We start from the raw sequence: 13,300 nt of genomic DNA on the forward strand, positions 1-13,300 counted from the left end.
TAATCGCGCGCCATGCCTTTTCGCATCGCCACCTTCCTGATGGCCTCCGCCGTCGCGGCGGGGCTCGCGCAATGGTTCTTCGGCTGGCATTTCGTCGGCTGGGGCGCCTGGATCGGCGCCTTGCTGTGGCTGGCGCTCGACGCCTGGCGCGCCGGCCGCCTGCTCGCCGTGTTGCGCCAGGGTGGCAGCGGCCTGCCGGCGCGCGGTGTCGGCGTCTGGGGTGAATTGGCCGAACGCTTCCGCAAACTGCTGCGCGAACGCGAGCAGCAGACCCGTCAGGCCGAGGAACGGCTGCAGGAATTCCTCGCGGCGATCCAGGCCTCGCCCAATGGCGTGGTGCTGCTCGACGAGCAGGGCCGCATCGAATGGTGCAACCAGACCGCGGCATCGCACTTCGGCATCGATTCCGGGCGCGATGTGCTGCAGCACCTGGCGAACCTGGTGCGCGACCCGGGCTTCGTGGCCTACCTGGCCTCCTGGAACTACAGCCGCGACGTGGTGATCGACGCCACCCATGCGCGCGGCCAGAGCGGCCATGCACTGCGCCTGTCGGTGCAGGTGCACCCCTATGCCGGCAACCGCCGCATGCTGCTGACCCGCGACATCACGGCGCTGGAGCAGGCCGAGGCGATGCGGCGCGATTTCGTGGCCAACGTCTCGCACGAGATCCGCACGCCGCTGACCGTGCTGGCCGGCTTCGTCGAGACGCTGCAGAACCTGCCGCTCGATGCCGAGGAGCGCGCACGCTACCTGGCGCTGATGGCGCAGCAATCGCACCGCATGGAGACGCTGGTCAATGACCTGCTCACGCTGTCGCGCCTCGAGGGCAGCGCGGCCCCCACGCTGATGCAGTGGACACGTGTCCGCGCGCTGATGGCGCAATGCGAGGACGAGGGGCGTGGCCTGTCGAGCCGGCTCGCGCCGCAGGCCGGGCATCGGCTGTCGTTCATCGTCGAGGGCGATCTGGAAATCGCCGGCGTGCCGACCGAATTGCAGAGCGCGATGTCGAATCTGCTGAGCAATGCGGTGCGCTACACGCCGGGCGGCGGCGAGGTCGCGGTGAGCTGGCGTCTGCTGCCCGACGGCCGCGCCGAGTATGCGGTGCGCGACAGCGGGCCGGGCATCGCCAAGGAGCATCTGCCGCGGCTGACCGAGCGCTTCTACCGGGTCGACCGCAGCCGTTCGCGCGAGACCGGCGGCACCGGATTGGGCCTTGCGATCGTCAAGCACATCGCACAGCGCCATGGTGCCGAACTGCGCATCGAAAGCACCGTGGGGAAGGGTTCGCGCTTCGCGATCCTGTTCCCGGTCACGCGCTTGCGGCCGGCGCGCCCAGCGGCGGGTGTGCCTGCCGTGACCGCCTGAGCGTGTGCCAGAGCAGCGCGACGAAGAGCAGTGCGGTCAGTGCCAGCGCCGCGGCGCTCATCAGCCAGAAGGCCAGCGGTGACTGCATGGCCTCCCAGGGCCCGAGCCCGCGATAGGCCAGCAGGTAGCTGCCACCCAGCCCCACCACCCACAGCAAGGCGCAGTAGAGCAGCAGCGGCATGACCGTCACGCGGTAGCAGCGCAGCACGAAGACGCAGAGTGTCTGCACCGCATCGGCCAGGTGGTAGACGGCCGTCGCGAGCAGCAGGCCGGCGGCCACCGCGATCACCGCGGCATTGTCGGAGTAGATGCCGGCCAGTTGCCAGCGCAGCAGTGCCATCAGCGTGGCGACGACGAGCGCGCACAGCAGCATCAGTTCGAAGCCTCGGGCACAGGCGCGTCGTGCCAGCGCCGCGTCGCCGGCGCCCAGCCAGTAACTCACGCGCGCGCTGGTCGCGATGCCGAGCGACAGCGGCACCATGTAGGCGGCGGCGGTGAGGTTCGATGCGATCTGGTGCGCGGCCGAAGCGGCCGTGCCCAGCCGCGCGATGAACAGCGCCATCAGCGTGAAGGAAGTGACCTCGACCAGCATCGACAGACCGCCCGGCACGCCCAGCTGCGCGAAGCGGCGCAACTGCGCCCAGTCCGGCTTTTCCATGCGCGCCCAGAGCCCGTAGCTGCGGTAGAAGGACTGGGTGCGCAACAGCCAGACGGCCAGCACGAGCTCGGCCCAGGTGACGATCAGCGTCGCCCAGGCGCAGCCCACCAGGCCCATCGCGGGCAGGCCCGCGCCGCCGAAGGTGAACCAGATCGAAAGCGGCACCTTGAACAGCAGCGAGCCGAGCTGCACCCAGGTGACCAGCTTCGGCTTGCCCAGGCCCTGGTTCAGCGTGCCGAAGAGCCGGAACAGCAGGGCCGGCGGCAGTGCGAAGGCCAGCACCGTCAGATAGGACTCGACGGCGTCACGCATGGCATCGGGCACGTCGGTCCAGCGCAGCAGCGCGCCCGGCATCAGCAGCACGGCCATGCCCAGCACCATGGCGATGCCGCAGAGGTAGAGCGACTGCCGCACCGAACGGCCGACGTCGGCCGAGCGCTGCGCGCCGTGCAGTTCGGCCCACACCGGCAGCAGCGCCTGCAGCACACCCATCAGGGACACGAACACGCTGGCATAGACGGCGGCGCCGACCGAAAGGGATGCCAGCGCATCCTGCGCGTAGCGGCCGGCCACGATGGTGTCGGTGACGCCGAAGGCCATCGCCGCGAATTGCCCTGCCAGCACGGTGCCGGCCAGCCGTGCGATGCGCTGCCGCTCGCTCTTCACGGCGTGATGCGCTGGAACAGCAGGATGTCGTCGTTGGCGCTGGTGGGGCGCCGCACCGTGCCGGACAGGCGCCACTGTTTGAAGTCGATGGCGTTGCTGCGACTGACCACGTCCGGACTCACCAGCAGCCAGGGGCAGGCGTCGGTGCCGTGGCCCGAGGTGTCCAGCGGAAGCAGTTCGAAATGGCCATGGTAGCGCAGGGCCGCGATGTGCGGCCGGCTCAGCGAGAGCGTGGCGACGCAGGGCGCCGAGCCGACGCGCTCCGAGATCGCGCGCACCTGCGGTGCGTAGCTCCAGGCATGGTCGAGCGCCGGCAGCCACAGCGTGGTGCCCAGCAGCCAGCAGAGGGCGGCGCCGCCGCCGGGCAGCACGAGCGTCTTCCAGAGCGCGGCCTGATGACGTCCGGTGCGCCAGCGCACCAGCCAGCACCAGGCGAGCGTGGCGGCCAGTGCGAACAACAGGGTGAGCCAGGAAAACTGCGGCACGAAGCCCGGGATCTGGCGCGCGACGCTGGCCGCCATCTTGGGTGGCGTGCCGGTCTGCATGGCGATCCAGTAGGCCCAGATGATGAAGGCCACACCGCTGAAGAACAGCAGGGTGAACCAGTCGATCAGCGCCGCGGCGCTGCGGCGGAAGGTGGGCAACGCGAATGCCGCCAGCGTGGCCAGCGCGGGCAGTGCCAGCAGCAGCGAGCGTTCGGAAAAGTCGGTCGTCCAGGTGGCTGCCAGGGGCACGATGGCGAACCAGAAGGGCAGGGCGACGTGGCGCTCCGTCAGCTGCCGGCGCCAGCGCCAGAGCGTCCACAGGGCCAGCGGCCAGGCCGGCCAGGTGAACCACAGCAGCAGCTTGCCCTGGCTGCGCAGGTCGGCGATCAGGGTCTTGCCCGCATGCTGGCCCGGCAGCGCGATCTGCCAGTGCCACAGGCCCAGCGCAATGACCAGGCCGGCGGCGAGCAGCGCCACGACTGCGATCGTGAGCGCCGTGTTGGGTGCGTAGGCGGCTGCGTCGTCGACCTCCGAGCGGGCATGGCGGCGCCGGTCGATCAGGACCAGTGCCACGGCCCCGGCGCCCAGCGCCAGTCCGACCGTCGGGGCGCCACTCAGTGCCAGTCCGATCGCTCCGATGGCCAGCGCCACCGTCGCGCCGATGCGGTGATAGGGCATGGCGGCCACGCCGTAGAACAGGTTCGCGACGAAGAACAACTGTGCCAGCGCCGGCGTGGTTTCGTGGCCGAGCTGGGCCAGGCCCAGGCAGGCGATCAGCGCCAGCAGGGCGCCGTCGGCGATGGCGCGCGCGTAGTCGGTGGGGTGGGCCTCCCCGCCGAAGGCAAAGGCCACCGGCTGGGCATTCGGTGTGCGTGCCAGGTAGTAGGCTGCGTACCAGGTGGCCGAGAAAGTGCACCACAACAGGCCCGCGAAGACGATGCGCACGGCCAGATCGGGGTGGATCCAGGCCGGTGCGATCTTGATGGCCAGCGCGCCGAGCCAGTAGGGAATCAGTGCGGGTGTTTCGGGCCGCAAGCCCAGCAGCAGCGGATCGAGCCAGCGCATCCAGCCCTCGGTGCTGCGCGCCAGTTCGGCCATGTAGCCGTAGGCGGTCACGTCGGCGCTCTTCCAGGGCCCGCGGCCGATCAGGCCCGGCAGCAGGTAGGCGGCGCACAGCAGCAGCAGCGCCATGCGCGGCAGACGGCGCACGGCGCTCTGGGCAACGATGGCAGGCGTGGGTTGGCTCAACGGAAGTGGCGGTGGCAGTGTTGTCGAAAAGAAAAAGGGCAGCGCGGTAAACCGGGCTGCCCTCGACCTGGATGCGGCGAGCTTACTTGGAAGCGGTGCCGGTGGTCTTGCCGAAACGGTTGCGGAACTTCTCCACGCGACCGCCCATGTTGTCCACCGACTTTTGGGTGCCGGTGTAGAAGGGGTGCGATTCGCTGGTGGTGTCGAGCTTGAACAGCGGCAGTTCGCGGCCGTCTTCGGTCTTGCCCATTTCCTTCGTGTTCGCGCACGAACGGGTCACGAACTTGAAGCCGTTCGACATGTCCTGGAACAGGACTTCGCGGTAGTTCGGGTGGATGCCTTCTTTTGCCATGGTGTTTCCTTTGGGGTCGATGCGAGAGCCACAAGCCGCCTGGGTCCGCCGCCTTGAAAGAAAGGTCGGCGAGGCGTCGGTTCCGGACCCTGCGCCCGGCTGCACTTTTCGCGAAGCCCGTGATTATCGCATACTGGCCCACCCGAGCTCCAGAACCCTTGCCATGTCTTCTTCTTCCTTGCGTGTCGGCCTGATCGGCTACGGTTTTGCCGGCCAGACCTTCCATGCGCCGGTGCTGTCGGCTGTGCCCGGGCTCGAACTGGCGGCGGTGGCCAGTTCGCAGCCGGCCAAGGTGCGCGCCGACTGGCCCGGCGTGGCGGTCGAGCCCGACAGCACGGCCCTGCTGGCCCGCGCCGACATCGATCTGGTGGTGATCGCCGCACCCAATGCGCAGCACCATCCGCTCGCCAAGGCGGCGCTCGAGGCCGGCCGGCACGTGGTGGTCGACAAGCCCTTCACCCTCGATGCGGGCCAGGCGCGCGAGCTGGCGGTGCTGGCCGAGGGGAAGGGGCGACTGCTGTCGGTCTACCAGAACCGCCGCTTCGACGCCGACTTCCTGACGCTGCGCGACTTGCTGGCGAGCGGCCAGCTCGGGCGACCGGTGTATTTCGAATCGCACTTCGACCGCTTCCGGCCGCTGGTGCGCGACCGCTGGCGCGAGCAGGCGGTGCCGGGCGCGGGCCTGTGGGTCGACCTGGGCGCCCATCTGCTCGACCAGGCGGTGCAGCTCTTCGGCCAACCCGACACGCTGCAGCTCGACACCGCGGCGCTGCGCGACGGCGCGCAGGTCGAGGACCATTTCCACGCCGTCCTGCGCTACGAGACCGGCCCGCATGCGCCGTTGCGCGTGGTGCTGCATGCCACGACGCTGGCCGCGCATGCGGCGCCGCGCTATCTCGTGCACGGCACGCGCGGCAGCTATGTGAAGCACGGCGTCGATCCGCAGGAGGATGCGCTGCGCGCCGGCGGACGTCCGGGCGGCGAGGACTGGGGCGTCGATCCGCTCCCCGGCGACCTCAAGGTGATGGCGATCGAGAACTGGGTGCGCGACAGCAGCGTGCCGAACCGCCGCGGCAACTACGTCGACTACTACGCCGCGGTGCGCGATGCGATCCTTGGCCGCGGCCTCAACCCCGTGACGCCTGAGGAGGCTGTGGTCCTGATGGAACTGCTCGACCTCGGCACGCGCAGCGCCCGCGAAGGCCGAGCACTCTCGCCATGAAAAAAGCCCGTCGAAGAGACGGGCTTTCGTTGGTGGAACACCGCGGAACCGGCTTTGCCGGGCCGCTGGTGTTGCCCCCTTGAGGGGGAACTGGCTGCACGAAGTGAGCCAACTCAGGGGCGGGCTTCGGTCAGCCGCCGCGACGCATCATGTCGAAGAACTCGACATTGGTCTTCGTCGCCTTCATGTTCTTGAGCATCAGCTCCATCGACTCGATCTCGTCCATGTTGTACATGAGCTGACGCAGGATGCGGGTCTTCTGCAGGATTTCCGGTGCGAGCAGCAACTCTTCACGGCGCGTGCCGCTGCGGTTGAGCTGGATCGACGGGAACACGCGCTTTTCGTACAGGCGGCGGTCGAGGTGGATTTCGGAGTTGCCGGTGCCCTTGAACTCTTCGAAGATCACTTCGTCCATGCGGCTGCCGGTGTCGATCAGCGCGGTGCCGATGATGGTCAGCGAGCCGCCTTCTTCCACGTTGCGCGCGGCGCCCAGGAAGCGCTTGGGCCGTTGCAGGGCGTTGGAGTCCACACCACCGGTCAGCACCTTGCCCGACGAGGGCACGACGTTGTTGTAGGCGCGGGCGAGGCGGGTGATCGAGTCGAGCAGGATCACCACGTCCTTCTTGAGTTCGACCAGGCGCTTGGCGCGCTCGATCACCATCTCGGCGACGTGCACGTGGCGCGCTGCGGGCTCGTCGAAGGTCGAGGCAATGACTTCGCCCTTCACCGTACGCTGCATTTCGGTCACTTCTTCAGGGCGCTCGTCCACGAGCAGCACCATCATGTGCACGTCGGGGTAGTTGGCGCTGATCGCATGCGCGATGTGCTGCATCATCACCGTCTTGCCGCTCTTGGGCGGTGCCACCAGCAGGGCGCGCTGGCCCTTGCCGATGGGGGCGATGATGTCGATCACGCGGCCGGTGATGTTCTCGTCGCTCTTGATGCCGTCGCGCTCGAGCTTCATCTGTTCCTTGGGGAACAGGGGCGTCAAGTTCTCGAACATCACCTTGTGCTTGTTCTGCTCGGGCGGGCCGTCGTTGACCTTGTCGAGCTTGGTCAATGCAAAGTAGCGTTCGCCATCCTTGGGCGTGCGCACTTCGCCTTCGACCATGTCGCCGGTGTGCAGGTTGAAGCGTCGGACCTGGCTCGGCGAAATGTAGATGTCGTCGGTGCTGGCGGTGAAGCTGGTGTCGGGGCTGCGCAGGAAACCGAAGCCGTCGGGCAGGATTTCGAGAACGCCATCGGCGAAGACCTGTTCGCCGGCTTTCGCGCGCTTCTTGATGATCGCGAACATCAGCTCCTGCTTGCGCATGCGGCCGACGTTTTCGATCTCAAGGGCTTCGGCCTGCTTGAGGACTTCAGACACGTGGAGTGCCTTGAGTTCGTTTAAGTGCATGGAGCGACCCCTCGCGGGGCGGTATCGAACGGAAAACTGGGGGGAGGTTTCAGGAGAGGCGAGAACTGCCTCACGAACCGGGGAACTCAAACCGGGCGGGCCGGTGATCTGCAGGAGATTATGACAGGAAAAACAGGACGACCGTCGCATTGCGCGACGGCCGTCGATTGGAGGCGACTCAGGCGAGCTGCTGATCGATGAAGGCGGTCAGTTGCGCCTTGCTCATCGCGCCGACCTTGGTGGCGGCCAACTGGCCATCCTTGAACAGCATCAGCGTGGGGATGCCGCGGATGCCGAACTTGGCGGGGATGTCGCGGTTCTCGTCGACGTTCATCTTGGCGATCTGCAGCTTGCCTTCGTAGGTGCTGGAGACTTCGTCGAGAATCGGCGCAATCATCTTGCAGGGGCCGCACCATTCGGCCCAGTAGTCCACCAGCACGGGCTTGCCGGACTTGAGCACGTCGGCTTCGAAGGAAGAGTCGGAGATGTGTTTGATGAGATCGCTTGCCATGATTTTTCCTTGTGACGCGAGTGGTTTCGGTGCGGCTAAAGTGCTGGTCATTGTGGCAGAAACCAAGTGTCGGCGTGGTGTGCGCACCCGCTATGGGCTCGATAGCCAAAGCCCTTCTTTCCTCTGAACTTGGAATCCCGAATGAGCATTGAAAACACCGTCGCCGTGATCGGCGGCGGACCCGCGGGCCTGATGGCCGCCGAAGTCCTGAGCGCGGCCGGACGTCAGGTCCATCTCTATGACGCCATGCCGTCCGTGGGGCGCAAGTTCCTGCTGGCGGGTCGCGGCGGCCTGAACCTCACGCACTCCGAAGACCTCGAGGCCTTCGTCACCCGCTTCGGCGAACGCCGGGCGCAGATCGAACCGCTGCTGCGCGGCTTCGGGCCCGATGCCCTGCGCGCCTGGGCCCAGGGCCTGGGCATCGAGACCTTCGTCGGCACCTCGGGTCGGGTGTTCCCCGCCGACATGAAGGCGGCGCCGCTGTTGCGTGCCTGGCTGCACCGTCTGCGCACCGCGGGCGTGCAGTTCCACATGCGGCATCGCTGGCTCGGCGCTTCCGACGCGGCCGTGTCGCCGGCCGCGCTGCGTTTCGCGACGCCGGCGGGCGAGGCGCATGCCGAAGCGGCCGCGGTCGTGCTGGCCCTGGGCGGCGCCAGCTGGCCCCGGCTGGGCTCCGACGGCGCGTGGGTGCCATGGCTGCAGGCCCACGGCGTGGCGGTGGATGCGCTGCAGCCGGCCAATTGCGGCTTCGATGTGGGATGGAGCGATCACTTCAGCACGCGCTTCGCGGGCCAGCCCTTCAAGTCGGTGGCCATCGCGTTCACCGATGGCCAGGGCCGTCACTTCGCACGCAAGGGCGAGTTCGTGGCGACCGCGGCCGGCGTCGAGGGCAGCCTGGTCTATGCGGCCTCCGGCCTGCTGCGCGACGAGATCGCGGTGAACGGCAGCGCCACGCTGCTGCTGGACCTGCTGCCCGACCGCAGTCCCGAGCAGGTGCACGCGGCCGTGATGCATCCGCGCGGCTCGCGTTCGTTGAGCAGTCATCTCAAGAGCCGGCTCGGCCTCGACGGCGTCAAGGCCGGCGTGCTGTACGAAGTGCTGGGCCGTGAAGGCATGCAGGCCGGCGAGGCGCTGTCGCATGCCATCAAGGCGCTCCCGATCCGGCTCGCAACGGCCCGACCCGTCGCCGAGGCGATCAGCAGTGCCGGCGGCGTACGTTTCGATGCGCTGGACGAACACCTGATGGCGCACGCGCTGCCCGGCGTGTTCTGTGCCGGCGAAATGCTGGATTGGGAAGCGCCGACCGGCGGCTACCTGCTCACGGCGTCGATGGCCAGTGGTGCGGCCGCGGCGCGGGGCGTGCTGCGGCGCATGCAGGAATTGTCTGACAAGCACTGAATACTTCAGGATTACATGTGAAGCGCCGGTGACTCTCGAAAATCTCGGGTCACAAAAGTTTCACAAGCATGCATCCGCAAGTCGACATTCGCAAAATTCGCGACAGGTATTTCAACTACGGCGTCAGCATCGGCTCGGCCGACGATCGTCATCTGCGCGAGGGGCTCTGGTCCATCGCCGAGTGTCTGCACGACGCAGCCACCGCCCTGAGCCATCATTTTTCGGTGGCGGTCCTGAGCTACGAGGGGCGGCAGCTCGGTTCCTACCGCATCGCCGCGATGGAGCACCAAACGCTTGCATTGGCCGAGACCCTGACGGCCAAACTTCGCGCGAGCCCGGCCGGTTGAGCCTGGCCGGCGTTTTTGAGCGGCCCGGATACCGCCGATCCGGCTGCTGCCCTTTCTTTGGGCAACGTGGCGGCAGGCCTCATGGATCCTCACTTTGACCTGCCTTGCAATGGCAGAACCCACAGCCTTATCCACAGAAGAAGAGAACAACTTGGGGGGTTGACGGCGTCGCTGGAATAACAGAGGCGGGAGCAGCACGCAGACGTGCGCAGCCGCGAGCGACGGGCCGCTTTGCTCTGGAGAATTGGGGGAGGGGCGTCAAAGCGGTCTGTGCGCTGCGATGGTTCGAACCCCTAGGGTCGCTGGCCATGTCCGGCATCGAAACCATGCCAGTGCGAGCTTTTACGCGCGAGGGCTCTGAACCCTTGGATGGCGCTCGAGTTGTAGAAAACTCAAGGCTTCTGGATATGAGGTTGACGAGCCTTACCCCCGGCACTGACTACGCAGTTAGGGCTGCTTGGTTCCCCATCTGACCCGGTTGGCCGCTTCACCATGCGGGGAGGCCCGTCAGCGCTCATTGTAGCCGGCACCGCAAGGTGCGCTTCGTGTCGCATCTCCTTATCCCTCCGATGGAATGCCCTTCGGCCAGATCGTCACGTTCCGCGGCATTCGGCCGGAAGGGGGCGTCGCGCCTTTTAGAATGCCTGCAATGTCCTATCTCGTGCTCGCCCGCAAATACCGGCCCCGTAATTTCGAAGAAATGGTCGGCCAGGAGCATGTGGTCCAGGCGCTGTCGAACGCGCTGACCACCCAGCGTCTGCACCACGCCTACCTGTTCACCGGCACGCGGGGTGTCGGCAAGACCACGGTGTCGCGCGTGCTGGCCAAGTCGCTCAACTGCCAGGGCCCGGACGGGCAGGGCGGCATCACCGCCACCCCCTGTGGCGTCTGCCAGGCCTGCCGGGACATCGACGCCGGCCGTTTCGTCGACTACACCGAGCTCGATGCGGCGTCGAACCGCGGCGTGGACGAGGTGCAGTCGCTGCTCGAGCAGGCGGTCTACAAGCCGGTGCAGGGGCGCTTCAAGGTCTTCATGATCGACGAAGTGCACATGCTCACCAACACCGCGTTCAACGCGATGCTCAAGACGCTGGAAGAGCCGCCCGAGTACCTCAAGTTCGTGCTGGCCACCACCGATCCGCAGAAGGTGCCGGTCACAGTGCTGTCGCGTTGCCTGCAGTTCAACCTGCGGCCGATGGCGCCCGAGACCGTGCTGGACCACCTCACGCAGGTGCTGAAGGCCGAGTCGGTCGAGGCTGAGCCGCAGGCGCTGCGCCTGCTGGCGCGCGCGGCGCGCGGTTCGATGCGCGATGCGCTGTCGCTGACCGACCAGGCCATCGCCTTCGGCAACGGCCAGTTGCAGGAGTCCAGCGTGCGCCAGATGCTGGGCAGCGTCGATCGCGGGCATGTGTTCCGGCTCATCGACGCGTTGGCGCAGGGCGACGGCAAGACCGTGGTCGAGACCTCCGAAGTGCTGCGCCGCGACGGCCTGTCCGCCGCTTCTACGTTGGAAGAGATGACCACCGTGCTGCAAGGCATGGCGGTGCTGCAGGCCGTGCCTTCGCGCGCGGCGGCTGCCTCCGGCGACACCGATCCCGATGCCGCCGAAACCGCGCGGCTGGCCGCCACGATGCCGGCCGACGAGACCCAGCTGCTCTACAGCCTGTGCCTGCATGGCCGTGCCGAGCTAGGGTTGGCGCCCGACGAGTACGCGGCGCTGACCATGGTGCTGTTGCGGCTGTTGGCCTTCAAGCCCCCGGGTGTCGTTGCTGCTGCGGGTGCTGCCGCTTCGGCCTCCCCGGAAAAAAAAACTCTGAATGAAGGGTCGGCGGCCCTGCCGCCACCCGTTTCGGCGCCCGCGTCGGCACCGGCCCGGCCGCTGCCCGTGCGCCAGATGTCCGAGCAGGAGGCGCCTGCACCCAAGGCCGTTTCCACTCCCGTGACATCGCCTGTGGCCGCCGTTGCGGCGCCCGTCCGGCCGGCATCGTCCACGCCGCCCGGCCATCGCCTGCCGGTGCGCGAATCGCCGCCATCGGCCGAGGCACCGCCTGCGTACTTCGACGATATCCCGATGGAGGAGCCGCCCGCGCGCGTGCTCGCGATGCCGGTGCGCGTGCAGCCGGCATCCGATGCGCGCGAGCAGCCGCGGGGCGCCGACAGCGCAGTCTCTTCCCCCATTCCGCCCAGCGAGGATGGCGACTTCTGGCATGCCACGGTGACGCAGATGGTGGTCGCCGAGGCCATCACGGCGCTGGCGCGCGAGCTGGCGCTGCAGTCGCAACTGGTCGCGCGCGACGTCGACCAATGGCTGCTGCGCGTCGAGCGCGAGACGCTCAACCAGCCCGCGAGCCGGGAGAAGTTGCAGGTCGCATTGGCCGCGCTCGGCCATGGGGTGAGAATCGCCATCGAGATCGGCGGCGTGAGCGACAGCCCTGCGCGCCGCAACAAGCAGGCGGCCGATGCGCGTCAGCGCAAGGCCGAGGAGGCGATCCACGGCGACCCCGAAGTTCAGCAGCTGATGCGCGACTGGGATGCGAAGGTCGTGCCCGGCACGCTGCGGCCCGTCTGATTTTTTTCTTTTTACCCACCCAACCTATCAGGACCAACGATGTTCAACAAAGGACAACTGGCCGGCCTCATGAAGCAGGCGCAGGCAATGCAGGACAACCTCAAGAAGGCACAGGAAGAACTGGCGCACATCGAGGTCGAAGGCGAATCGGGCGCGGGCCTGGTGAAGGTCGTCATGACCTGCAAGCACGACGTCAAGCGCATCACCATCGACCCCAGCCTGCTGGCCGACGACAAGGACATGCTGGAAGACCTGGTCGCCGCCGCCTTCAACGCCGCGGTGCGCAAGGCCGAGGAAACCAGCGAGCAGAAGATGGGCAAGCTCACCGCGGGCATGCCCGGCATGCCGGCCGGCATGAAGCTGCCGTTCTGATGGCTTTCTCCGAAGCGGCACGCACCGCGCGCCGTTTCGCCACCCCGCCCTCCGGGGCCGGGTTCTCATTTCTCATCGCTTCGTGAGGTGACTGTTGGCTGATTCCAGTTCCCTCGACATGCTGATCGAAGCGCTGCGGCGATTGCCGGGCGTGGGGATCAAGTCGGCTTCGCGCATGGCCTTCCACCTGCTGCAGCACGACCGTCCGGCCGCGCAGATGCTGGCGCGCGCATTGCAGGAGGCGGCGGCCGAGGTGCGGCATTGCGATCGCTGCAACACCTTCACCGAGGCCCCGATCTGCCAGGTCTGCAGCGATCCGCGACGCGACGGCAGCAAGCTCTGCGTGGTCGAGACGCCGGCGGACCAGGCCGCGCTCGAACGCACCGGTGCGTTCCATGGCTACTACTTCGTGCTGATGGGGCGCCTCAGCCCGCTCGACGGCATCGGACCGAACGACATCGGCCTGCAGAAACTCTTCGACCGCGCGCTCGACGGCAGCGTGGTCGAGGTGATCCTGGCGACCAACTTCACCGCCGAGGGCGAAGCCACGGCGCACGTGATCGGCGAGACGCTGCGCCAGCGCGGCCTCACGGTCACGCGGCTCGCGCGCGGCGTGCCGGCCGGCAGCGAGCTCGAGTACGTGGACCTCGGCACCATCGCGCACGCACTGGTCGACCGCCGGTAGAGCGCACGCACGCATCGCAGCAGACA

At 67.6% G+C, this 13,300-nt stretch carries 12 protein-coding genes and 1 other RNA gene; 7 read left to right on the forward strand and 6 right to left on the reverse strand.

Annotated features, from left to right (window positions below; all coding sequences use genetic code 11):
- Positions 1 to 12: 12 nt before the first annotated feature.
- The gene (gene phoR / locus ACSFBC_RS11665) at positions 13 to 1,365 is read left to right on the forward strand and encodes a phosphate regulon sensor histidine kinase PhoR (protein ID WP_435510482.1); all 1,353 of its coding nucleotides are present in this window, start codon (positions 13 to 15) and stop codon (positions 1,363 to 1,365) included.
- Here the strand turns inward: phoR and ACSFBC_RS11670 are convergent.
- The 3 genes from ACSFBC_RS11670 to ACSFBC_RS11680 form a co-directional block, all read right to left on the reverse strand.
- Positions 1,310 to 2,689: an MATE family efflux transporter gene (locus tag ACSFBC_RS11670; protein ID WP_435510483.1), complete on the reverse strand. Its 1,380-nt coding sequence runs from the start codon at positions 2,687 to 2,689 to the stop codon at positions 1,310 to 1,312. The two genes, phoR and ACSFBC_RS11670, sit on opposite strands and share 56 nt — an antisense overlap.
- Entirely contained in the window at positions 2,686 to 4,422 is a 1,737-nt protein-coding gene (locus ACSFBC_RS11675) for a hypothetical protein (RefSeq protein WP_435510484.1), read from the reverse strand. The genes ACSFBC_RS11670 and ACSFBC_RS11675 overlap by 4 nt, the downstream gene beginning before the upstream one ends.
- Before the next feature lie 82 nt (positions 4,423 to 4,504).
- Positions 4,505 to 4,774 (reverse strand): type B 50S ribosomal protein L31, encoded by a 270-nt coding sequence (locus ACSFBC_RS11680; protein WP_435510485.1) that lies wholly within the window; start codon positions 4,772 to 4,774, stop codon positions 4,505 to 4,507.
- Positions 4,775 to 4,937: 163 nt separating this feature from the next.
- On the opposite strand from ACSFBC_RS11680, the gene ACSFBC_RS11685 reads away from it, so the two are divergent.
- A complete protein-coding gene (locus ACSFBC_RS11685; protein WP_435510486.1) occupies positions 4,938 to 5,996 on the forward strand; it encodes an oxidoreductase in 1,059 nt (352 codons plus the stop codon).
- A 130-nt stretch (positions 5,997 to 6,126) separates the two neighbouring features.
- Here the strand turns inward: ACSFBC_RS11685 and rho are convergent, their stop codons facing one another.
- Both rho and trxA read right to left on the reverse strand, forming a co-directional pair.
- The gene (gene rho / locus ACSFBC_RS11690) at positions 6,127 to 7,392 is read right to left on the reverse strand and encodes a transcription termination factor Rho (protein WP_219219852.1); all 1,266 of its coding nucleotides are present in this window, start codon (positions 7,390 to 7,392) and stop codon (positions 6,127 to 6,129) included.
- Positions 7,393 to 7,570: 178 nt separating this feature from the next.
- On the reverse strand, positions 7,571 to 7,903 hold the full coding sequence (gene trxA, locus ACSFBC_RS11695; protein WP_183023723.1) for a thioredoxin TrxA: 333 nt from the start codon (positions 7,901 to 7,903) through the stop codon (positions 7,571 to 7,573).
- A 141-nt stretch (positions 7,904 to 8,044) separates the two neighbouring features.
- On the opposite strand from trxA, the gene ACSFBC_RS11700 reads away from it, so the two are divergent.
- On the forward strand, positions 8,045 to 9,301 hold the full coding sequence (locus tag ACSFBC_RS11700) for a TIGR03862 family flavoprotein (protein WP_435510487.1): 1,257 nt from the start codon (positions 8,045 to 8,047) through the stop codon (positions 9,299 to 9,301).
- A gap of 68 nt (positions 9,302 to 9,369) precedes the next feature.
- Entirely contained in the window at positions 9,370 to 9,648 is a 279-nt protein-coding gene (locus ACSFBC_RS11705) for a hypothetical protein (RefSeq protein ID WP_435510488.1), read from the forward strand.
- 412 nt (positions 9,649 to 10,060) lie between these two features.
- Here ACSFBC_RS11705 and ffs read toward each other — a convergent pair.
- Positions 10,061 to 10,157: signal recognition particle sRNA small type (gene ffs, locus ACSFBC_RS11710), an RNA gene on the reverse strand.
- Between the two features lie 140 nt (positions 10,158 to 10,297).
- Between ffs and dnaX the strand changes: the two genes are divergently transcribed.
- From dnaX to recR, 3 genes are all read left to right on the forward strand, one after another.
- Positions 10,298 to 12,217, forward strand: coding sequence for a DNA polymerase III subunit gamma/tau (gene dnaX, locus ACSFBC_RS11715; protein WP_435510489.1), 1,920 nt, complete (start codon positions 10,298 to 10,300; stop codon positions 12,215 to 12,217).
- 39 nt (positions 12,218 to 12,256) lie between these two features.
- Entirely contained in the window at positions 12,257 to 12,589 is a 333-nt protein-coding gene (locus tag ACSFBC_RS11720; protein WP_183023719.1) for a YbaB/EbfC family nucleoid-associated protein, read from the forward strand.
- A gap of 94 nt (positions 12,590 to 12,683) precedes the next feature.
- A complete protein-coding gene (gene recR / locus ACSFBC_RS11725) occupies positions 12,684 to 13,274 on the forward strand; it encodes a recombination mediator RecR (RefSeq protein WP_435510490.1) in 591 nt (196 codons plus the stop codon).
- Positions 13,275 to 13,300 lie beyond the last annotated feature (26 nt).

It is taken from the genome of Variovorax frigidus, assembly GCF_051216515.1.
In the GTDB taxonomy this organism is placed as follows: Bacteria; Pseudomonadota; Gammaproteobacteria; order Burkholderiales; family Burkholderiaceae_C; genus Variovorax.

What these genes read in the sequence shown, in the direction of transcription:
- ACSFBC_RS11705 (WP_435510488.1), top strand. Translation starts at nt 9,370, where the DNA reads ATGCATCCGCAAGTCGACATTCGCAAAATTCGCGACAGGTATTTCAAC.
- ACSFBC_RS11680 (WP_435510485.1), bottom strand. Translation starts at nt 4,774, where the DNA reads ATGGCAAAAGAAGGCATCCACCCGAACTACCGCGAAGTCCTGTTCCAG.
- phoR (WP_435510482.1), top strand. Translation starts at nt 13, where the DNA reads ATGCCTTTTCGCATCGCCACCTTCCTGATGGCCTCCGCCGTCGCGGCG.
- ACSFBC_RS11685 (WP_435510486.1), top strand. Translation starts at nt 4,938, where the DNA reads ATGTCTTCTTCTTCCTTGCGTGTCGGCCTGATCGGCTACGGTTTTGCC.
- ACSFBC_RS11700 (WP_435510487.1), top strand. Translation starts at nt 8,045, where the DNA reads ATGAGCATTGAAAACACCGTCGCCGTGATCGGCGGCGGACCCGCGGGC.
- trxA (WP_183023723.1), bottom strand. Translation starts at nt 7,903, where the DNA reads ATGGCAAGCGATCTCATCAAACACATCTCCGACTCTTCCTTCGAAGCC.
- dnaX (WP_435510489.1), top strand. Translation starts at nt 10,298, where the DNA reads ATGTCCTATCTCGTGCTCGCCCGCAAATACCGGCCCCGTAATTTCGAA.
- ACSFBC_RS11720 (WP_183023719.1), top strand. Translation starts at nt 12,257, where the DNA reads ATGTTCAACAAAGGACAACTGGCCGGCCTCATGAAGCAGGCGCAGGCA.
- rho (WP_219219852.1), bottom strand. Translation starts at nt 7,392, where the DNA reads ATGCACTTAAACGAACTCAAGGCACTCCACGTGTCTGAAGTCCTCAAG.